This window comes from Streptomyces sp. NPDC031340 (assembly GCF_055569945.1).
The window spans coordinates 1-19143 of sequence record NZ_JBVIIE010000089.1; the positions used below are offsets into that span (position 1 = coordinate 1).

The following is a 19143-nucleotide window of genomic DNA, read 5'->3' on the forward strand; positions in this document are numbered from 1 at the left end:
AAAAAAACACCCCCCCCCCCCCCCCCCCCCCCCCCCCCCCCCCCCCCCCCCCCCCCCCCCCCCCCCCCCCCCCCCCCCCCCCCCCCCCCCCTCCTTCCCCCCCCCCCCCCCCCCCCCCCCCCCCCCCCCCCCCCCCCCCCCCCCGGCAAGGGACCGGCAGGAGCCGTCAGCTGACGAAGTACGTGGGGTTCGGCAGCTTGTACGTCTTGTCGGCGTAGCCGCCGTCGAGGTCGGAGTACTGGTCGCCGAAGTTGGCGATGATCTCGTAGCCGAGGTCGTCCTCGATGTGCTTGCGGGTGCCGGACTTGTACTGCACCGTCGTGCAGGTCCAGGTGCCCGGAGTGGCGCAGGCGCTCAGGTAGGACGGCGGGTTGGCCTTGTCCTTGAGGAACACGTGCGCGGTGTCGAGGTTCACGTCCGCGCCGATCTTCTTCAGGTTCTCGACGGCGGCGGAGCGCTGGGCCTCGCTCAGACCCGAGTTGTAGAAGACCTCGACGCCCTTGGCCTCGGCGTACTGGACCAGCTCGGGGCTGCCGAAGACGGCCGGGCGGTCGGCCCGGTTGACGTAGTCGGCCCACGAGGCGGAGTTGTAGGTGTAGTTGTAGCGCTTCTCGTAGTCGAGGCTGAGCAGCAGCGTGTCGTCGATGTCGAAGACGACCGCGGGCTTCTCGTGCCGGTGGTGGGCCTTGCGGGCCGCCTGGTCGATGTACTTCCGGGCGGCCGCGTCGACGCGCGCCAGGTCCTCGGCGTAGGGGCTGTCCGCGGACGCCTGGTAGACGCCGTTGGCGTCGAGCGTGGTGCCGTAGTAGGTGTCGATGTCCTTCACCAGGAGCCCGATGTTGTAGGGCTCGTGCGTGGAGTTGGCGGTGGACTGACCGGCGGTGGCCGCGCCGGCGCCGTAGAGGGCGGCGCCGGTCAGGGCGCACGCCGCGGCGACGGCCGCGATACGCAGTGGCTTATGCATGACAGTTTTCTACGCGCGTAACGGCGTTGGGCGCGAGACCCGTTGCCCGATCGAGACTCTTCCACGGGCAAAAAACGGGTCAAGCGCCCCGGTCGGGCTCGGCCCGGTCTCGGCCGCCCCGGCGGGGATCGCCGGGGCGGCCGCGGATTCAGTTCATCGTCGCCCCGATGGTGGTGCTGCCGGTGGTGAGGAAGGTGGTGGCGGGCAGCGAACCGTCCGACTGGCGGGCGTTGTACGTCGTCGAGGCGTCGGTCGACCTGAACGCGGGCGTGGCGATGCCGGAGTCCCAGTTGTTGCCGGCCGAGACCACCGAGGAGCCCTTGCTGACCTGGCCGCTGCCGTTGCTCACGGCGAGGTTCTTGCCGAGCCGGGCCGAGCTCGTCGCGAAGTAGTAGCCCCACTTGGCGTTGGCGTAGGCGGTGGTGCGGTTGATGACGATGGCGCCGGTGTTGGAGTTCTCGGTGAAGCCGTTGCCGGTGTTGCCCCAGGCGGCCGAGTTGTTGACGACGTGGGCGACCGTGACGCCGTTGCCGCCCAGCTTGTAGCCGTTGCCGTTGCCCTGGAAGGCGGAGTCGCCCCAGCGGTTGACGCCGTTGCCGAAGGACCAGGTGTGCTCGATGGTGACGGGCGAGGAGAAGGACCACAGGTCGATGCCGTCGTCCGAGTTGTTGTAGAGGCGGGCGCCGGTGATCAGGTTGCCGGTGCCGGAGCCGAACTTGACGGCCACCCCGTCGGCGTTCTGGCCGTGCGTCGCGGCGTCGTAGTTGCCGTAGCTGTCCAGGTTCTTGACGGTGTTGTTCACGGTTCCGTCGCCGGTGAGCGTGAAGCCGGAGTCGCCGCCGTTGATGGTCTTGACGTTGTTCCAGTTGGTGCCGGTGCAGGACTGGCAGACGACCGCGCTGTCCGGGGAGTTCTGGAAGGTGATGTTGGAGACGTTCCAGTAGTCGGCGGTCAGCTTGAAGATCCAGGAGCCGGCGGGGAGCGACGACCCGTCGATCTTCACGGTCTCCGAGCCGTACGCGGTCAGCGTGACGGGCGCGGAGGAGGTGCCGTTGGCGGTGGACTGCAGGGTGGCCGTCGGGTAGTAGGTGCCGCCGCGGACCTGGATGACCGTGCCGGCGGTGGCGTTCTTGATGGCGTTGGACAGGTCGGTGGAGTTGCTGACGACGACGGTCGCCGCCTGCGCCTGGGTGGGCAGGACTGCGAGTCCGGCGCCCAGCGCCAGGGCCGACAGGGCGGTGAGAGCGGTACGACGAGACCGAGGAGACATGGGGGCGGGTCCTTTCGTCGTGCGGGGGCGGTGTGGAGGGGGAAAGGTCACAGGACGCGGTCCAGCCAGGCGAAGACCTCGTCCTGCATGCGGTCGACGAAGACGTGGCCGAGGTCGGGCCAGGTCTTCAGGTGCAGCCGCTCCTCGGCGTGGCGGGAACGCCAGACGGTGCGCAGCCTGTCGTGGGCGGCGCGGACGCCGTCGGCGGGGAACAGCGGGTCCAGCCCGCCGTTGAAGAAGAGCATCGGCCGGGGTGCGGCGATGCTCGCCACGTCGGGGAAGTCGAGGAACCGGGGAAGCCCGGGGTGCAGCATGTAATAGGAGGACTGCCCGCGCAGGGTGTTGTTGCCGGGGACCATCATCTCCTTCAGTCCGGTCATCCAGCAGACGGCGGCCGCGGCGGCGACGTCGTCGCCGAGCGCGGCGGTCTGCCAGGCGCGGAAGGCGCCCATGGAGAACCCGACGGCCGCGATCCGCCGCCGGTCCACCCGCTCCAGGCCGGCCAGGAAGCCGGCGGCGCGGGCGTCCTCGCGGGCCATGAGACCGGCCAGCGAGGAGCCGAGGTTGAAGAAGTTGCTCGCCAGGGCCTGCTGCTGGTCGTAGCCGAGCGGACCGCGGTCGCCCCAGCCGAGGGCGTCGGCGACGAGCACGACGTAGCCGCGGCGGGCCAGTTCGTCCCCGACGAACCGGCCGCTGAAGTACTTGTCGGCCCACCCCTGCGCGGACGCGAGCCGGGTGTCGTCGTACCAGGGGCGGACCAGTTTCTCCTTGCCGATGTCGAACTTCGCCCCGTGGTCGTGCAGCAGCAGGACGGCCGGGAAGGGGCCGGTGCCGTGCGGGGTCAGCAGGAGGGCGCGGACGCGTTCGTAGCGGGTGAGGGAGAGGGTGACCGACTCCCGGGTGTACCCGTCGCCCTCGCAGCGGTCGGCGAACCGCGGGGCGTACGGGGTGTGTTCGTCCCCGCCGACGATCAGCAGCTCCTCGACCTTGGCGCGGGCGGCTCGGCGCCAGGCGTGGAAGTCGCGGATCGGTGAGGTGCCCCAGGCGAGGGGGAAGGTCAGTTCCTGCTTCAGCAGGGGGTGGAAGTCGGGCAGCGGCCCGTCCGTGACGGCAGCCTGCGCCGCCTGCGCCGGTCCGCCGGCGCCCGCCGCGAGCAGCGCGGCGCCGGTCCCGGTCACGAACGCCCGCGCCGAAGGGGCGCGCCGGTGTCGAGGGCGCGAGCGCGCGGAGGCCCGCAGGGTCGAGCACGGTCGCGGTCTCGACACCGGCTCAGGCGCCCCGGAGGCGCACCGAGCACAGACAGCCCCAGCGCGTCACGGCCGTTCATACGGCCTCCAGTCGCCCAGATACGTCCGCCGGGTGTGCCCGGCGGCCTCCTCCGCGGTCAGCTGCGGCCGGTTCTCCGGCACCGAGACCACCGCGCCCGGGCCGGAGTTGGCGTACTCACGGAAGCGCATGGACTGCCAGGGGTAGGCGTCGCGCATGTTGGTGTACGGGGCGACGGCGTCGATGCCCGGCCCCAGCCAGGTGTCCCGCACGACCAGCGAGGGCCAGGCGGTGGTCTCGTACGACGGCACCCAGGGCCGGGCGAGCTTGTACGCGCCGTCCTCCGCACCCGAGGTCACCCGCCCGCGCACGGCCAGGAAGCCGTGGGGGTTGGCGCGGGCGGTGGAGGGGGCGAAGACCATGCCCTTGGGGACGAAGTCCACGTCCCGGCGGAGCGTGTGGAAGTGGCACTCCTCGAACACCGCCGTCGCCCGGCCGAAGACGAAGTCGACGTCGCCCTCGATGTAGCAGTGGCGGAAGTACTGCCGGCCGAAGGCGTCGAGCGCGGTCGTGTCGGCGAACAGGGTGTCCTGGTGGGCGAGCAGGCGGACGTTGTCGAAGTGGGTGCGGTCGCCGGTGAGGTACGCGGCGACGGCCTGCGTGCCGGTGATGTCGGGGTGGTCGGCGCGCAGCCAGTCGTTGGCCAGGGTGAGGTCGCGGACGGTCAGTCCGGCCGCCGCGGAGGTGAAGGTGGCGGAGCCGGCGGTGCCGTAGGTGGTGCCGTCGGGTTTCTTGGTGCCGTTGGCGCGGTCGAAGACGACGACGGTGTCGCGCGGGTCGCGGGTGGCGCCGCGGATCGTCAGCCCGGCCTTGTCGGCGGGAATCTGGACGACCTCGCGGTAGGTCCCCGGGTGCACGACGATCGTCCGGCCCGGTCCGTCCACCGCGTCCACGGCCGCCTGCACCGAGTCGCCGGGGCGGACGTGCAGGACCCGGCGGTCGCCGGCGTGGGCGGGAGCGGCGGCGAGGGCGGCCGGTACGCCGGCCAGGCCCGCCAGCAGGGTGCGGCGGCGCATGTCAGCAGCCCTCCCGCCACGGCGTCCAGTCGCCGAGATAAGCCGCGCGGGTCGCCGACCCGGCTTCCTCGTCGGTGAGCTGGGGGCGGTCGGCGGGGACGGTGATCTCGGCGCCGGGGCCGGTGTTGCGGTACTCGGCGAACCGCTGGTTCTGCCACGGGTAGGTGTCCGACATGTTGGTGTAGGGCGCGACCGCGTCGAGGCCGGCGCCGAGGAAGGTGTCCCGGACGGTGAGCATCGGGCGGGCGGTGGGGTCGGAGCCGGGCACCCAGGGCCGGGCCAGCTTGTAGAAGCCGTCCGGGGCCTCGCTGCTCACGCGGCCGCGGGTCACCAGGTAGCCGCGCGGGTTGGCGGCCGCCGTCGAGGGCGCGAAGACGAAACCGTAGGGGGCGGCGGCCAGGTCGGTGCGGTCCAGGGTGCGGAAGTGGCAGTGCTCGTAGACGGCGGTGGCCCGGCCGAAGACGAAGTCGACGTCGCCCTCGACGTAGCAGTGCGCGTAGTACTGGCGGGCGAAGGTGCCGAGGGCCATCGAGTCGGCGTACAGGGTGTCCTGGTGGCCGAGGAACCGGCAGTGCGTGAACGCGCTGCGGTCGCCCTGCACCTTGACGGCCACCGCCTGGGTGCCGGTGATGTCGGGGTGGTCGGCGCGCAGCCAGTCGTTGGCGAAGGTGATCCAGCGGGCGGTGAAGCCGTCCGCCTGGAGGGTCGTGGTGGCCGAGCCGGTGGTGCCGTAGGTGCCGCCGCCGGGCTTGGGGGTGCCGTTGGCGCGGTCGAAGACGATCACGACGTCGCGGGGGTCCTCGGAGGCGCCGATCCAGGTGGCCTCGGTGCGGGTGGCGTCGAGCACGACCGTCTCGCGGTAGGTGCCGGGCGCGATGACCAGCGTCCGGCCGCTGCCGGTCGCGGCGGTCACCGCGGCCTGGACGGAGGTGAAGTCGCCGCGGCCGTACGGGTCGACGTACAGGGTCAGGGGCGTCAGACGGCGGTCCGGGGAGCCGTAGCGGCCGAACGGGCGCGTCCCGCCCGCGGCCCGCGCGGGGACCGGGGCGAGACCGAGCGCGGCGGCCGCCCCGGCGCTCGCGGCGAGGAAACGCCTTCTGGACAGCGGGAGACGGACATGGGGCGAGGGCATGCGGGTGCTCCTTCGCGGTGCGGCTCAGGGGGGAAGGGCCCAGGGGAAGGCCGGGGGCAAGGCCGGAGGGAAGGGCGGCCGGGGGGACGGGCCGGGGAAAGGGCGGGCCGGGGCTCGGAGCGGCCCCGGCCCGGACGCGGAGGGTCAGCCGAGACGGCCGGCGCCCGCGCAGTGGTCGACGATGCCGGGGACCGCCTTCGCCGGGTCGATCCTGGTGCGCAGGGTCGGCGTCCAGCCGGCGCCCGACTGGAGGGTCTCGCCGGGCACTTCGGCGTTGTGCACGGCGATCAGGTCGGTCAGCGTGCCGTTGACGTAGTTGTCGGCGGCGGTGACCGGCGCCTCCTTCCACTTCTTCAGCACCTTGCCCACGTTGCCCCCGTCGGGCAGCGTGAAGGCGTTGTGCTCGGCGACGAGCTGGGACTCCATGCCGATGCCGTAGCTGTAGGAGTAGTCCTCGCCCGCCACGAAGTGGTTGTTGTAGGAGTCGACCTGGCCGAAGCGGACCCGGGGGGCGCGCTCGACGAGGTTCGAGAACAGGTTGTGGTGGAAGGTGACCTTCAGGTGGCCGCGGTCGACGGCGGCCGTGGCGGCGCTGTCGCTGTTGCCGATCAGGATCGTCTTGTCGTGGTCGGCGAAGACGTTCCAGGAGGCGGTCACGTAGTCGGCGCCCTTGACGATGTCCAGTTCGCCGTCGTGCTGTTCGAAGATCCGGCCGTAGTAGTACGGCAGGGTGCTGTCGGGGTGCTCGCCGTCGGTGAAGGTGTTGTGGTCCATCCACACGTGCGTCGACCCGTAGATCACCGCGCTGTCGTACTCGGAGTTCCAGTTGCCGTCGGCGGTGTCGGTCGGGTCCCACTGCGGGAAGCAGTCGAGGGGGCTCTCGAAGGTGAGGTTGCGGACGATGACGTTGTCGACGCCCTTGATCTGCAGGCTGGCGCCCTTGAAGCCGGCGTTCTTGCCGAGGCCGACGATCGTGGTGTTCGCGGGCACGTTGGCCTTGATGTAGACGTCCTGGTTGGCGGCGGAGGCGCGGCGCAGGCCCTCGGGGCTGTCGTCGGGCTCGGCGTCCAGGTTCTTGGTGCGGCCCCAGACGGCGGGGTCGTAGGTCTTCAGGTAGGTGTCGAAGTCGTAGCCGGGCGCCGCGAAGGTGGCGCAGTCCGGGCCGTCGGCGTCGATCGTCCCCTTCACCTTGACGATCTTAGGTGCGGTGCCGCCGTCGGCGAGGGCCGCCTTGAACTCGTCCCAGGTGGTGACGGTGTAGACGTGGGCGGCGTCGGCGGCCGCGCCGCCGGTGGTGCCGGTGCCGTAGGCGGCCCAGCCGTCGTTCGCGCCCAGCGTCTGCCGGGCGACGTCCCGGGATCCGGCCTGGGACTGGGCCTGGGCGGCGGACGTGCCGGTGACGGCGAGCACGAGGGCGGTGCAGCCCACCAGGGCTGCTATGGCACGTCCATGACATTTCTGTGTACGCACTGTGCGGCTCTCCTTGCTCATGCGACCGAGGCGTCCGTCGCCTCGGGCCAGGTGATCCAGGACGGGGGGATGTCGTCGTCCAGCCGGACGACGTCCCGCGGCGCGAGCACCCGCGTGCGCAGCAGCTCCCGCGCCACGAGGCGCGCCACGGCGATCGCGCCCGGCGGGTTGAAGTGCGTGTTGTCCTGCTCGGTCGCGGTCCAGTTGAAGTAGGTCTTGGTCGCCTCGACCCCGAGTTCCTGCCACAGCGCGAGCGACAGGGCCTGGATGTCGAGCAGCGGCACGCGCTCCTCGGCGGCGAGCGCGCGCATCGCCGCCGGGTAGTCGCCGTGGGTCGGCACGGCGTTGCCGTCCGCGTCGAACCTGCGGCGCTCGACCGGGGTGGCGAGCACCGGCCGGGCCCCGCGGGCACGGGCGCCGTCCAGGTACCGGCGCAGGTAGTCCTGGTACGTGGTCCACGGCTCGGTGTAGCGGGTGGGGTCGGCCGCCTTCTCGTCGTTGTGCGCGAACTGGACGAGGAGGAGGTCACCGGGCCGGATCACGGCGAGGATCGCCTCCAGTCGGCCCTCGTCGACGAAGCTCTTGGAACTGCGCCCGTTCACCGCGTGGTTGGCGACCGGGAGGTCCTTGTGCAGGAAGAACGGCAGTGCCATGCCCCACCCGGTCTCGGGGGCGGCGTCGGCGTACTTCTGCGCCGCGGTGGAGTCGCCGGCGATGTAGAGGGTGCGGGTGGAGCGGCCGGCCGCCCGTGCGGTCCCGTTCACCGCGAGGGCGAGGGGAACGGCGGCCAGGGCGGCCGCGGTGAGCTGTCTGCGGGTAAGAGACACGGAGGGTGCCTTTCGGACAGAGGTGCCTTTCGGACGGGGGTGAGTCGACCGGCCGGGGGCGCGGGGAACCGCGCGGCCGGCCGCAGCCGGACCCGCGGTCCCCCGCTCCCCAGGACCACCAGGGCCCTCAGTGGTTCTTCTTCCAGTCCGCCTGCGCGGCGTTCAGCTGCTGCGCCAGCGTGTCCAGGAAGTCCTTCGCGCTCATCTTCCCGAGCAGCACCTTCTGGAAGTTGGGCTCGTTGTCGGCCTTGGAGATGGTGTTCCAGTCCGGCAGGTAGTACGGAAGCTGGACGATCTTCGTGCCGTTGCCGTTGAGCGCCTCGGCGGCCAGCTTCGTCGGCTCGGCCTTCTGGACCCACGCGTCCTGCGCGGCCTCGGTGTTCGCCGGGATCTGCCCCGCGGACTCGTTGAACTTCGAGTTCTCCTCGTGCGAGACGGCGAACTCGATGAACTTCCAGGCGGCCGCCTTGTTCTTGCTGGACTTGAACACGCTCAGGCCGTCGACCGGGTTGGAGATCTGCACCCGGGTGCCGTCGTCCTGCGTCGGGTTGGGCAGGCCCCGGAACTTGTCCGCGCCCAGCGCCTTCAGGTGGTCCTGGTAGGAGCCGAGGTTGTGGCTCAGCATGCCGATGTTGCCGCTGTCCCACTGGGCGACCATCTTGGTGAAGTCGTTGTTGACGTCGGCGGACGGCGTGTCCTTCTTGTACAGGGCGACGTACTTCTCCAGCGCGGCCACCATCTTGGGGTCGTTGACGGTGGTCTTGTCGCCGTTCCAGAACGAGGTGATGCCGGTCTGGCTGTACGCGGCGTCCAGGGCCGGCGCGATGGAGCCCTCACCGCCGCGGATGGTGAACCCGAACTGGTTCTTGCCCTTGTCGGTGAGCTTGTCGGCGGCCTGGTAGAACTTCGACCAGGTGGTCGGCGCGTCCAGGCCCGCCTTCTCGAACAGGTCGGTGCGGTACCACAGCGTGCCGTTGTTGGACGAGGTCGGGATCTGGTACAGCTTGTCGCCGCCGCCCGCGGCCCGGCTGCTGTCCAGCAGGTTCTGGCTCAGCTTGCCGTTCAGCGCGCTCTTCTCCAGCCGGCTGTCCAGCGGCTCCAGCGCGCCCTGGACCGCGACCTCGGCGAGCATCGCGGTGCCCACGCCGCCGACGTCGGGCAGGCCGCCGCCCTGGATGGCGGTGTCGTACTTGGACTGGGCGTTCGCGGCGGGGATACCGACGTACTTGACCTCGATGTTCGGGTACTTCTTCTCGAAGTCGGCGATGATCTCCTTCCAGATGTCGGTACGGACACCGCCGTTGTTGTCCCAGAAGGTGATCTCGCCCTTGCCCGAGCCCTCGTCGCCCTTGTCCCCGGCGGCGCCGCTGCCGTCGTCGCCGCAGGCGGTGGCGGTCAGCGCGAGCACGGATCCCAGGGCGACGGCGATGGCGGCGCGCCTGCTTCTGCGAATGCTGATCTTCATTGGTCGGCTCTCTTCTTCTGGATCCAACGGAGTGGTGAACGTGTGGGGGGACGATGGCCGGTCCGCGTCGCCCGCGGACCGGGTAAGCGCTTGCCGAACGGGTACGTCACGGCCGCTCCCGGCCGGCTCCCGGGTGCGGTGCCTTACCGGGGGGTGATGCGGAACCGGGTGAAGCTCGCCGCGCCGGCGTGTCCGGGGCCGACGGGCGCGAGGGCGAACAGGCCGAGCAGGGCGCCCACCCAGCGCCAGGGGGTGGCGGCGAAGACCTGCCCGGAGGGGCGCAGACCGTCACCGGTGTCGTAGTGGAAGCGGCAGCGGGCGCCCGCGCCGGTCTCGATCCGCAGCCGTGCGCGTTCCCCGGGCGCGAGCCGCGGGTGGTCGGCGTCCCGTTCGGACTCGGCGACCTGCTCGGCGAACCGGTGCACGAGGTGGACCGTCCCGTCGCTCCCCCGCTGCAGCCCGATCCAGCCGAACGCGTCCCCGAGGACCGCCAGCCCGGCTCGCGCCCCCGGCTCCTCGCTGTGCAGCCTGAGGTCCACCTCCACCACCGAGGGGACACCGGGCAGCCGCTGGGTGAGCACGTTCGGCACCTTGCGCAGGTCGTGCGCGTCGGCCGAGCGGACGCAGGTCAGCCGCAGCCCGTCGTCGGAGTGCTGGGTGGCCCAGCCGTCACGGGGGTTGGCGGTCCACTGCCACTGGCGGCCGAACCGCCCGCCGGGGAAGTCGTCGTCCGTGGCGGGCGCGGCGGCCGGCTGCGGCGGCAGGGCGGGCCGCTCGTGCACGGTGACGGGGGCGCCGTCGTCCCCGATCACCGGCCAGCCTCCGCCACCCGGCCAGCGCATCGGCTGCAGGTGCACCACCCTTCCGTAGGGGCCACGCTGCTGGAAGTGCAGGAACCAGTCCTCACCTGCGGGGGTGCGCACCCAGCCGCCCTGGTGCGGCCCGTTGACGTCGGTGTCCTTCTGCTCCAGGACGACCCGCTCCTCGTACGGCCCGAAGAAGCCGCGCGAGCGGAAGGCGCCCTGCCAGCCGGTCTCCACTCCCCCGGCGGGCGCGAAGATCCAGAACCAGCCGTCGTGCTTGTAGAGCTTGGGGCCCTCGACGGTGAACCAGCCCGGTATCCGGTCGCCGTCGACGATCACCTTGCCCTCGTCGAGGAGTCCGGTGCCGTCGGGACGCATGCGGTGCCCGGTGAGGCGGTTCTTGACGCCCGCGCGGGACTTGGCCCAGGCGTGCACCAGGTAGGCCTCGCCCGTCTCGTCGTCCCACAGGGGGCAGGGGTCGATCAGGCCCTTGCCCTCCTTGACCAGGTGCGGGCGGGTCCACGGGCCGCGGATCTCGGGGGCGTTGACCTGGAAGATGCCCTGGTCGGGGTCGCCCCAGAAGATCCAGAAACGGTCGTCGTGGTGGCGCAGGGAGGGCGCCCAGACCCCGCAGTCGTGTCGCGGTACGGCGAACTCCCGGGCCGGCTCCAGCCGTTGCAGCGCGTGGCCGACGAGGGTCCAGTTGACCAGGTCGCGCGAGTGCAGCAGGGGCAGTCCGGGGACCCGGCCGAAGCTGGAGGCGGTGAGGTAGAAGTCGTCGCCGACGCGGATGACGTCCGGGTCGGACCAGTCGGCGTTCAGGACCGGGTTGGTGTACGTCGTCACTGGCTGACCGCCTTCCGCGCCAGCGCCCCCGCCTCGTCGCGGCTCAGCCGGCCGTCGGCGACCACGGTCACGATGCGCCGTACGACGGTGTCGCCCGGCTCGATCGGCAGGCGCTCCTCGGACGCCAGCGACGAGCCCACGCCCGGGTACTCGGCGGCGCGCACGAACCACGGGTCCTGCCGCGTCCGGTCGGTGGCGCCGGCCAGCACGAGCGTCCAGCCCGCCCCACTCCCGGCGCCGCCCGAGCGGGGGGACCCGGATCCGGACAGCGCCACCCAGTCTGCGCGGGTGCCGTGGATCTCCGGCTCGCCGTCCCGGTCGGCGGTGAACACCTCCGGGGCCGCCGGCTCCTTGCGGGCGCGCCAGAAGAAGCCGCCGTAGGCCGCGCCGGGCCGCCCGTTGGTGGCCGGACTGCCGATCGACAGCAGACCCGGGGTGACGTTGGTGAGGGAGAAGGTGAAGTCCAGCGCCCAGGCCGTGTCGGACAGTTCGGTGGCCGCCACGGTGCGGCGCTCGCGCAGCAGCTCGGCTCCCGCGGCCACCCAGCGCAGCTCCTCCACGAAGCCGTCCGGGTCGCGCAGCTGGAAGGCGACGTGGCGCTGCGCGCCGTGGTTGTCCAGCTCGGTGGGGCCCTGGTCGCGGACGAAGGTGCGGCCGCCCCAGAAGTTGTGCCCCTCGACGTCGGGAACGGCGACACCGACGCCGAGGTGGTGCAGGTGGTCGGCCGGCGCGAGCTCGGTGACCGCGGTGCCGGCCAGGGTGGTGACGGGGTGCAGGTACGGGCGCGGGGCCTGCCGGGGCGGCAACTGGGGCCGGGTGACGTACCGGCCGACCGGGCGGCCCGCGACGCGCAGGACGGGGCATTCGTCGGTCGTCGTCATCGGGTGCTCACCTCTTTCGGAGGGGCCCAGGGGGCGCCCAGCTCGGAGTAGAGGGCGAGGGTGTCGGCGCAGGCCGCGACGAGTCCGTCGACGCCGGGCACGACCCGGCGGTCCTCCCCGGGCAGCCGGTGCCAGACACCGGCGAGCAGCGGGGCCGGGTCGGGAGCCTGCCGGATCGCCTCGACGACCTTCATGAAGGCGCCGGTCTCGTCCGGCGGGACCAGCAGGGGGGTGCCGTCGGTGAGGTGGTCGACGAGGTTCTCCAGCAGGTCCGTGCGGCCGAACTCGTACTCCTCCGGGCCGTGGTCGGCGCGCTGGAGCAGTACGCGGTCCTGCTTGTACCAGAAGGTGATCCGGCCGCGGGTGCCGTGCACCAGGACGTAGGGGTCGTCGGGCCGCTCGGCGCACAGGGTCGCGGCGACGGTGACCCGGCGGCCGGCGGCCGTGCTGACGCGGACGCAGGAGGTGTCGTCGGACTCGATGTCGTTGGCGCGCAGCAGCTCGGTCTCGATCCCGGTGACGTCCTCGGCGCGGGTGGTGCCGTTGAGCGCGAGGCCGGTGGCGACGGCGTGCGCCAGGGGGTTGGTCAGCGCGCCGTCGACGACGTCCACGCCGTTCAGCCGCCGCCGGCCGGCCCACGGGGCGCGCCGGTAGTAGCTCTCCGGCCGCGCCCAGGCGCCGGCCCCGCCGACCCCGACGAGTTCGCCGATCCTGCCCTCGGCGACCATCTCCCGGATCGCCGGCACGGCGTGCGAGCCGAGCGACTGGAAGCCGATCTGGCAGGCCGTCCCAGCCGCGGCGACCCCGTCGGCCATCCGGCGGAACTCGGCGTACGACGGCGCGGGCGGCTTCTCCAGCAGCAGGTGGACGCCCTTGCCCGCGGCGGTCAGCGCGAGGTCGGTGTGGGTGGGAATCGGCGTGCACACCACGGCGATCCGGGCGCCGGTGGAGTCCAGGAGGGCGCCGAAGTCGGCGGACTGCTCGGGCGTGCCGAGGCCGTCCGGGATCTCGTCGGCGGCCAGCGGGGTCAGCTCGCAGATGCCCGCCAGGTGGACGATCCCCTTGTCCTGGAGCCGGCGGATGTTCTCCAGGTGCCAGCGGCCGTGGCCGCGCGCGCCCGCCAGGACGATCCTCATCCCTTCACCGCCCCCGCGCTGAAGCCGGTGATCAGCCACTTCTGGATGAACGCGAACACGATCACGACGGGCACGGCCGCGATGATGCCGCCCGCGGCGAGCGCGCCGAGGTCGACGCTGTCCGAGCTCATCAGGGTGTTGAGGCCGACGGGGATGGTCTGCTTGCCCTGGTCGGACAGGAACATCAGGGCGAACAGGAAGTGGTTCCAGGCGTGCACGAAGGCGAAGGAACCGACGGCGATCAGTCCGGGCCGCAGCATCGGCAGGACGACGATGCGGAAGGCGGTCAGCCGGTTGCACCCGTCGACCCAGGCGGCCTCCTCCAGGGAGTACGGCACGTTCCGGATGAAGCCGCTGATCAGGATGATCGACAGCGGCAGCTGGAAGACGGTCTCGGCGATGACGACGCTGGCCAGCGAGTTGATCATCCGCAGGTTGGCGAAGATCTCGAACAGCGGCACCAGCAGCAGCGCGCCCGGCACGAACTGGGTGCACAGCAGGGCGAGCATGAAGCCCCGCTTGATCCTGAAGTCGAACCGCGCGAGGGCGTAGCCGCCGGCCAGCGCCACGACCGTGGTGAGCACCAGGGTGCAGACGCCGACGAGCACGCTGTTCTGGAAGTAGGTGCCGAAGGCCCGCTCGTTCCACACCTTCTCGAAGTGGACGGTGGTCATCGGCCAGGGCACGAGGGAGGTCGAGCCGGCCGGGCGCAGCGCGAACAGCAGGATCCAGTAGAAGGGGATGACGGTGAACAGCAGGTAGATCGAGAGCGGGAGGTAGATGTGCCAGCGCGGGACCTCGTCCCAGGCGCGGCGCTTCTTCCCCGGCCGCGCGGGCTCGGACTCCACGCGCTGCGGCGCGGGCGCGATCTCGGTGATCACTTCTGGCCACCTCCGAACTTGCTCAGCCGCAGATAGACGATCGAGCAGAAGAGCAGGATCACGAACGCGACGGTGGTGAGGGCCGACGCGTAGCCGAAGTTGTGGGCGTCGACGCTGGTGTTGGCGACGTACAGCGGCAGCGTCGTCGTCTCGCCCGCGGGTCCGCCGTTGGTGAGGGTGTAGAGCAGGTCGACGTTGTTGAACTCCCAGACCGCGCGCAGCAGCGTCGACAGGACGATGGCGTCCTTCAGGTGCGGCAGGGTGATGTGCAAGAACTGCTTCAGGCGGCTCGCGCCGTCGACCTCGGCGGCCTCGTACAGGTCCTTCGAGACGGACTGCAGGTCGGCGAGGATGAGGATGGCGAAGAAGGGCACCCCGCGCCACAGGTCGGCGACGATCGCCGCCGGGAAGACGGTGGAGGTGTCCGACAGCCAGCTGGTGCCGTAGGAGCCGATGCCCACGTCGGCGAGGTAACGGGTGATGCCGGTCTGGGAGTTGTAGAGCAGCACCCAGATCGCGGAGGTCAGCACGCCGGAGACGGCCCACGGCGAGAACACCAGCGCGCGGCCGAGTCCCCGGCCCACGAAGGTCTGGTTGACGATCAGCGCCAGTGCCAGCCCGAACAGCAGCTGCAGCCCGACCTCGACGACGACCCACTTGGCGCTGAAGGTCAGGGTGTCCCAGAACTGCGGGTCGTCGGTGAAGGCGTGGACGAAGTTGTCGAAGCCCGCGAAGCCGTTCCGCCACGGCTTGGTGGGGTTGTAGTTCTGCAGGCTGTAGTAGAAGACGCTGATGACCGGGTAGGCGATGAAGCCCAGCATCAGCACGGCCGCCGGCGCGATCAGCAGGTACGGCAGCCTGCGGGGCGTGGCGGAGGCACGGCGCCGCCGGGGTGGCGCGGGCGGTTTCGCCACGGCTGCGGCTTGGGCCATGACTGTTCTCCGTTCTCGGTACGTCGTGCGTAGGTGGTGCTCGGGGTGATGCGTGCGTCGTGCAGGAAGCGCTTTCTGCGGGTATGTGACGCGTCCTTGGCCGCGCCGGAGGTGGTGGGGTGGTTCAGCCCGCGTACGGGTCGGCGACCCGGCCCGGACGGGCGAGGAACTCGAAGTCGCAGCCGGTGTCGGCCTGCGTGATCTGCTCGTTGTAGAGCGCGCCGTAGCCGCGCTCGTAGCGGGTGGGCGGCGGCGTCCAGGCCGCCCGGCGCCGCGCCAGCTCCTCGTCGTCGACGTGCAGGTGGAGGGTGCGGGCCTCGACGTCGAGGGTGATCGGGTCCCCGGTCCGCACCAGGGCCAGCGGCCCGCCGACGTACGACTCGGGTGCCACGTGCAGCACGCAGGCGCCGTAACTGGTGCCGCTCATGCGGGCGTCGGAGATCCGCACCATGTCCCGCACGCCCTGCTTGAGCAGGTGGTCCGGGATCGGCAGCATCCCGTACTCGGGCATGCCCGGGCCGCCCTTGGGCCCGGCGTTGCGCAGCACCAGCACGCTGTCGGCGGTGATGCCCAGCGACGGGTCGTCGATGGTGCGCTGCATGGTCCGGTAGTCGTCGAAGACGACCGCGGGACCGGTGTGCTTCAGCAGGTGCGGCTCGGCGGCGATGTGCTTGATGACGGCGCCGTCCGGGCAGAGGTTGCCGCGCAGCACGGCGACTCCGCCCTCGTTCGCGACGGGGTTGTCGCGGGGCCGGATGACGTCGTCGTCGTGCACCAGCGCCCCGGCGAGCTGCTCGCGCAGGGTGTCGTGCGACACCGTCGGCCGGTCCAGGTGGAGCAGGTCGGGGATGCGGGAGAGGAACCCGGGCAGTCCGCCGGCGAAGTGGAAGTCCTCCATGAGGTACTTCTGGCCGCCGGGCCTGATGTTGGCCAGGACCGGCACGGTGCGGGCGATGCGGTCGAAGTCGTCGAGGGTGAGGCGCACCCCGGCGCGTCCGGCCATGGCGATCAGGTGGATGACGGCGTTGGTGGAGCCGCCGAGACCGAGGACGGTGGTGACGGCGTCCTCGAAGGCGTCCCGGGTGAGGATGTCGCTCAGCTTGCGGTCCTTGCGGACCAGTTCGACGATCGTCATCCCGGCCCTGGCGGCCATCCGGTCGTGTCCGGAGTCGACGGCGGGGATGCTGGAGGCGCCGGGGACGGTGACGCCGAGGGCCTCGGCGGCGGCGGTGAGCGTGGAGGCGGTGCCCATCGTCATGCAGTGGCCGGGCGAGCGGGCCAGGCCGCTCTCCAGTTCCTGCATCTCGCAGTCGCCGATCAGGCCGGCCCGCTTGTCGTCCCAGTACTTCCACATGTCGGTGCCGGAGCCGAGGACCTCGCCGCGCCAGTGGCCGGGCAGCATCGGCCCGGCGGGCACGAACACGGTGGGCAGGTCCACGGAGGCCGCCCCCATCAGCAGCGCGGGGGTGGACTTGTCGCAGCCGCCCATCAGCACGGCCCCGTCGACCGGGTACGACCGCAGCAGTTCCTCGGTCTCCATCGCGAGCATGTTGCGGTAGAGCATCGGGGTCGGCTTCTGGAAGGTCTCGCTGAGCGTGGCGACCGGGAACTCCAGCGGGAAGCCGCCCGCCTGCCACACGCCCCGCTTCACGGCCTGCGCGCGGTCGCGCAGGTGGACGTGGCAGGGGTTGATGTCGGACCAGGTGTTGAGGATCGCGACGACGGGCTTGCCGAGGTGCTCCTCGGGCAGGTAGCCGAGCTGGCGGGTGCGGGCGCGGTGGCTGAAGGACCTGAGTCCGTCGGTCCCGTACCACTGGTGGCTTCTGAGTTCCTCGGGGCGTTTCATATGGACCATCCGGAGGCGATTGCGGCGACCTCGGCGCGCTCGTCCTCGGGCAGCGGCCTGCTCGGCGGGCGGACGTCGCGGCGGCACAGACCGAGGGAGGCGAGGGCCTCCTTGACGACGGTGACGTTGTTGGCGGAGCCGTTGGCGGCGCGCAGTTCCTCGAAGCGGCGGATCTGCTCCCACACCTTCATGGCGGCCGGGTAGTCGCCGGAGCGCAGCGCCTCGATCATGTTCATCGAGACCGACGGGGTGACGTTGACCAGCCCGGAGGTGAAGCCGGTGGCGCCCGCGGAGAAGTAGGAGGGCGCGTACGGTTCGGCGAGCCCGGCGATCCACACGAACCGTTCCAGGCCCGCGTCGCGGGCGAATGCGGCGAACTTGGCGGCGTCCGGGACCGCGTACTTCACGCCGATGACGTTGGGGCAGGCGTCGGCGAGTTCGGCCAGGCGGACGCCGCTGAGCTGGGCGTTGCGGATGTAGGGGACGACGCCCAGCTCGGGAACCGCCTCGGCGATCGCGCGGTGGTAGTCGACCCAGCCGTTCTGCGAGACGTAGGGGTGGACCGGCTGGTGGACCATCACCATCTGGGCTCCCAGCTCGCGGGCGTGGCGGGCGGAGGCGACGGCGGTGGGGACGTCGTGGCCGACGCCGACGAGGATCGCGGCGCGGTCGCCGGCCTCGTCGACCGTCAGCTCGGTGACGAGGCGGCGCTCCTCGGGGGTGAGGGCGTAGAACTCGCCGGTGTTGCCGTTGGGGGTGAGGATCTTCACGCCGCCGTCGAGCATCCGACGCAGCAGGGCCCGGTGGACGCCGGCGTCGACGGAGCCGTCCTCGGCGAACGGGGTCACCGGGATCGCCACCACGTCGGCCAGGGCCGCCCGCTGGGACTCGAACGTCACGCTGCTCATTCCGTGCCTTCCTGATTCACTGCCTGGTTCGCTGTCCGGCCCGCAGCCTGGTCGGCTGCCTGGTCCGCTGTCCGGGGGAACGCCCGCTCGACGAACTGCGCGATGTGGGCGTGCAGGGCACGGGCCGCGCCGTCCGCGTCGCCGCCCAGCGCCAGCCGCAGGATGTCCCGGTGCTCCGCGGCCTCCCGTTCCCAGGAGGGCGAGGCCGCCCAGGCCACGGCCGAGACGAGGGCGGCCTGGTCGCGGACCTCGTCGAGCATCCGGCCGAGCAGCGGGTTGCCGCACGGCAGGTACAGGGCGCGGTGGAACTCCCGGTTGGCTAGCGAGCGTTCGGCGGTGTCGGTGGCCGCGTCGGCGCGGGTCAGCGCGTCGCGCGCGGCGTCGAGGGAGGCGCCGCGGCGCACCGCCCGCCGCAGCGCCTCGGGCTCGAGCAGCAGCCGCACGTCGTAGACCTCGCGCGCCATGTCCGCGTCCACCATGCGCACCGTGACGCCCTTGTACTGGTTCATCACGACGAGCCCGGTGCCGGCCAGGGTCTTGAGCGCCTCCCGCACCGGGGTCTTGGACACCCCGAAGCGTGCGGCGAGTTCGGTCTCGACCAGGGCCTGCCCCGGCGTCAACTGCCCGGTGAGGATGCGGCGTTTGATCTCCTCCTGCACGTACTGCGTGCGGGAGGGGATCGGGGTGGGCACAGAGGTCATGCGCGCCTCTCGGATCTCGCGTATCGGATCTCACGTATCGCGTCTCATATATGACGTACGAAGTACGACGCGTTGAAGGTAGGAGCGGGCCGGTGTTTCGTCAATGCTTCTGACAAGAGAAGTTGCGGTTGCCCAGGTGACCGGTGGTGCGGCCGGATCGGGCTGGTACGGCGGGCCGAGGGCGTGGGCCGGGTCCCAGCCGTGGATCACCGGCTCGTCGGCGAAGACGGCACCGGCGACCGGGCCGGGCAGGTCCGGGCCCTCGGCGCGGCTCGTGCCGGTCCACGCGGCCGGATCGTGAGACGTCGGCGACCGCGCCGAGGACCTGCGCCGGCTCGGCTCGCCGGGTGGGGCCGACGTCGCAGGCTGGGACGTTCGGCGAGTGTCGTTCAGGACGCCGGGGTCCTTGCGGGCGGCGTCGCGGAAGGCGACGGCCGACCCGGTCAGGTGGACGACCGGGTCGGCATGTTCCGCACCGCTCAGCCCGGACAGGGCGGCGTCGGGCGGGCGAACCGGTCCCCGCGCACACCGTCCCCGAGGCGCGTCACAATCCGTGCCCGCGACCGGAGGTCAAGAGCGGTACCGGTCATCGTGCGGCTCCTCACAGAGGTGCCGGAAGCGCGCGCCGCCCGGCGTGTGCGGAAGGCGCGCGGGGGGGGGGGGGGGGGGGGGGGGGGGGGGGGGGGGGGAGAGAGAGGGGGGGGGGGGGGGTGACGTGCAGCACAACCCCACCCCACCC

Annotated in this window: 16 protein-coding genes; all 16 read right to left on the bottom strand. The window is 71.8% G+C overall.

The features are described from left to right. Window positions 1-166: 166 nt before the first annotated feature. Entirely contained in the window at window positions 167-964 is a 798-nt protein-coding gene (locus ACZ5GT_RS38840; protein ID WP_469036117.1) for an HAD family acid phosphatase, read from the bottom strand. A 148-nt stretch (window positions 965-1112) separates the two neighbouring features. Next, window positions 1113-2234: a right-handed parallel beta-helix repeat-containing protein gene (locus ACZ5GT_RS38845; RefSeq protein WP_469036118.1), complete on the bottom strand. Its 1122-nt coding sequence runs from the start codon at window positions 2232-2234 to the stop codon at window positions 1113-1115. A gap of 47 nt (window positions 2235-2281) precedes the next feature. Further along, on the bottom strand, window positions 2282-3412 hold the full coding sequence (locus tag ACZ5GT_RS38850) for a dienelactone hydrolase family protein (RefSeq protein WP_469036120.1): 1131 nt from the start codon (window positions 3410-3412) through the stop codon (window positions 2282-2284). Window positions 3413-3547: 135 nt separating this feature from the next. Beyond that, the gene (locus tag ACZ5GT_RS38855) at window positions 3548-4576 is read right to left on the bottom strand and encodes a pectinesterase family protein (protein ID WP_469036122.1); all 1029 of its coding nucleotides are present in this window, start codon (window positions 4574-4576) and stop codon (window positions 3548-3550) included. Window position 4577: 1 nt separating this feature from the next. Next, window positions 4578-5708 carry a pectinesterase family protein gene (locus tag ACZ5GT_RS38860; protein WP_469036124.1) on the bottom strand — a complete coding sequence of 377 codons (1131 nt, stop codon included), beginning with the start codon at window positions 5706-5708 and terminating at the stop codon, window positions 4578-4580. 144 nt (window positions 5709-5852) lie between these two features. Next, a complete protein-coding gene (locus tag ACZ5GT_RS38865) occupies window positions 5853-7178 on the bottom strand; it encodes a pectate lyase family protein (protein ID WP_469036127.1) in 1326 nt (441 codons plus the stop codon). A gap of 17 nt (window positions 7179-7195) precedes the next feature. Then, window positions 7196-8005: a rhamnogalacturonan acetylesterase gene (locus ACZ5GT_RS38870; protein WP_469036129.1), complete on the bottom strand. Its 810-nt coding sequence runs from the start codon at window positions 8003-8005 to the stop codon at window positions 7196-7198. A 127-nt stretch (window positions 8006-8132) separates the two neighbouring features. Next, the gene (locus ACZ5GT_RS38875) at window positions 8133-9470 is read right to left on the bottom strand and encodes an ABC transporter substrate-binding protein (RefSeq protein WP_469036131.1); all 1338 of its coding nucleotides are present in this window, start codon (window positions 9468-9470) and stop codon (window positions 8133-8135) included. Window positions 9471-9613: 143 nt separating this feature from the next. Continuing rightward, the gene (locus ACZ5GT_RS38880) at window positions 9614-11119 is read right to left on the bottom strand and encodes a glycoside hydrolase family 43 protein (protein WP_469036134.1); all 1506 of its coding nucleotides are present in this window, start codon (window positions 11117-11119) and stop codon (window positions 9614-9616) included. Continuing rightward, window positions 11116-12000 (bottom strand): DUF6807 domain-containing protein, encoded by an 885-nt coding sequence (locus ACZ5GT_RS38885; RefSeq protein WP_469036137.1) that lies wholly within the window; start codon window positions 11998-12000, stop codon window positions 11116-11118. Before ACZ5GT_RS38885 ends, ACZ5GT_RS38880 begins: the two co-directional genes overlap by 4 nt. Beyond that, on the bottom strand, window positions 11997-13136 hold the full coding sequence (locus tag ACZ5GT_RS38890) for a Gfo/Idh/MocA family protein (protein WP_469036139.1): 1140 nt from the start codon (window positions 13134-13136) through the stop codon (window positions 11997-11999). Before ACZ5GT_RS38890 ends, ACZ5GT_RS38885 begins: the two co-directional genes overlap by 4 nt. Then, window positions 13133-14017, bottom strand: coding sequence for a carbohydrate ABC transporter permease (locus ACZ5GT_RS38895; RefSeq protein WP_469036141.1), 885 nt, complete (start codon window positions 14015-14017; stop codon window positions 13133-13135). The genes ACZ5GT_RS38890 and ACZ5GT_RS38895 overlap by 4 nt, the downstream gene beginning before the upstream one ends. Beyond that, window positions 14014-14949: a carbohydrate ABC transporter permease gene (locus ACZ5GT_RS38900; protein WP_469036143.1), complete on the bottom strand. Its 936-nt coding sequence runs from the start codon at window positions 14947-14949 to the stop codon at window positions 14014-14016. Before ACZ5GT_RS38900 ends, ACZ5GT_RS38895 begins: the two co-directional genes overlap by 4 nt. Window positions 14950-15073: 124 nt before the next feature. Beyond that, window positions 15074-16804: an L-arabinonate dehydratase gene (araD, locus tag ACZ5GT_RS38905; RefSeq protein ID WP_469036146.1), complete on the bottom strand. Its 1731-nt coding sequence runs from the start codon at window positions 16802-16804 to the stop codon at window positions 15074-15076. Beyond that, the gene (locus ACZ5GT_RS38910) at window positions 16792-17703 is read right to left on the bottom strand and encodes a dihydrodipicolinate synthase family protein (RefSeq protein WP_469036148.1); all 912 of its coding nucleotides are present in this window, start codon (window positions 17701-17703) and stop codon (window positions 16792-16794) included. The genes araD and ACZ5GT_RS38910 overlap by 13 nt, the downstream gene beginning before the upstream one ends. Beyond that, window positions 17700-18404, bottom strand: a complete 705-nt coding sequence (locus tag ACZ5GT_RS38915) for a GntR family transcriptional regulator (RefSeq protein WP_469036150.1) — start codon at window positions 18402-18404, stop codon at window positions 17700-17702. Before ACZ5GT_RS38915 ends, ACZ5GT_RS38910 begins: the two co-directional genes overlap by 4 nt. Between the last annotated feature and the right edge of the window lie 739 nt (window positions 18405-19143).

What these genes read in the sequence shown, in the direction of transcription:
- ACZ5GT_RS38840 (WP_469036117.1), bottom strand. Translation starts at nt 964, where the DNA reads ATGCATAAGCCACTGCGTATCGCGGCCGTCGCCGCGGCGTGCGCCCTG.
- ACZ5GT_RS38845 (WP_469036118.1), bottom strand. Translation starts at nt 2,234, where the DNA reads ATGTCTCCTCGGTCTCGTCGTACCGCTCTCACCGCCCTGTCGGCCCTG.
- ACZ5GT_RS38855 (WP_469036122.1), bottom strand. Translation starts at nt 4,576, where the DNA reads ATGCGCCGCCGCACCCTGCTGGCGGGCCTGGCCGGCGTACCGGCCGCC.
- ACZ5GT_RS38860 (WP_469036124.1), bottom strand. Translation starts at nt 5,708, where the DNA reads ATGCCCTCGCCCCATGTCCGTCTCCCGCTGTCCAGAAGGCGTTTCCTC.
- ACZ5GT_RS38875 (WP_469036131.1), bottom strand. Translation starts at nt 9,470, where the DNA reads ATGAAGATCAGCATTCGCAGAAGCAGGCGCGCCGCCATCGCCGTCGCC.
- ACZ5GT_RS38885 (WP_469036137.1), bottom strand. Translation starts at nt 12,000, where the DNA reads ATGACGACGACCGACGAATGCCCCGTCCTGCGCGTCGCGGGCCGCCCG.
- ACZ5GT_RS38890 (WP_469036139.1), bottom strand. Translation starts at nt 13,136, where the DNA reads ATGAGGATCGTCCTGGCGGGCGCGCGCGGCCACGGCCGCTGGCACCTG.
- ACZ5GT_RS38900 (WP_469036143.1), bottom strand. Translation starts at nt 14,949, where the DNA reads ATGGCCCAAGCCGCAGCCGTGGCGAAACCGCCCGCGCCACCCCGGCGG.
- araD (WP_469036146.1), bottom strand. Translation starts at nt 16,804, where the DNA reads ATGGTCCATATGAAACGCCCCGAGGAACTCAGAAGCCACCAGTGGTAC.
- ACZ5GT_RS38910 (WP_469036148.1), bottom strand. Translation starts at nt 17,703, where the DNA reads ATGAGCAGCGTGACGTTCGAGTCCCAGCGGGCGGCCCTGGCCGACGTG.
- ACZ5GT_RS38915 (WP_469036150.1), bottom strand. Translation starts at nt 18,404, where the DNA reads ATGACCTCTGTGCCCACCCCGATCCCCTCCCGCACGCAGTACGTGCAG.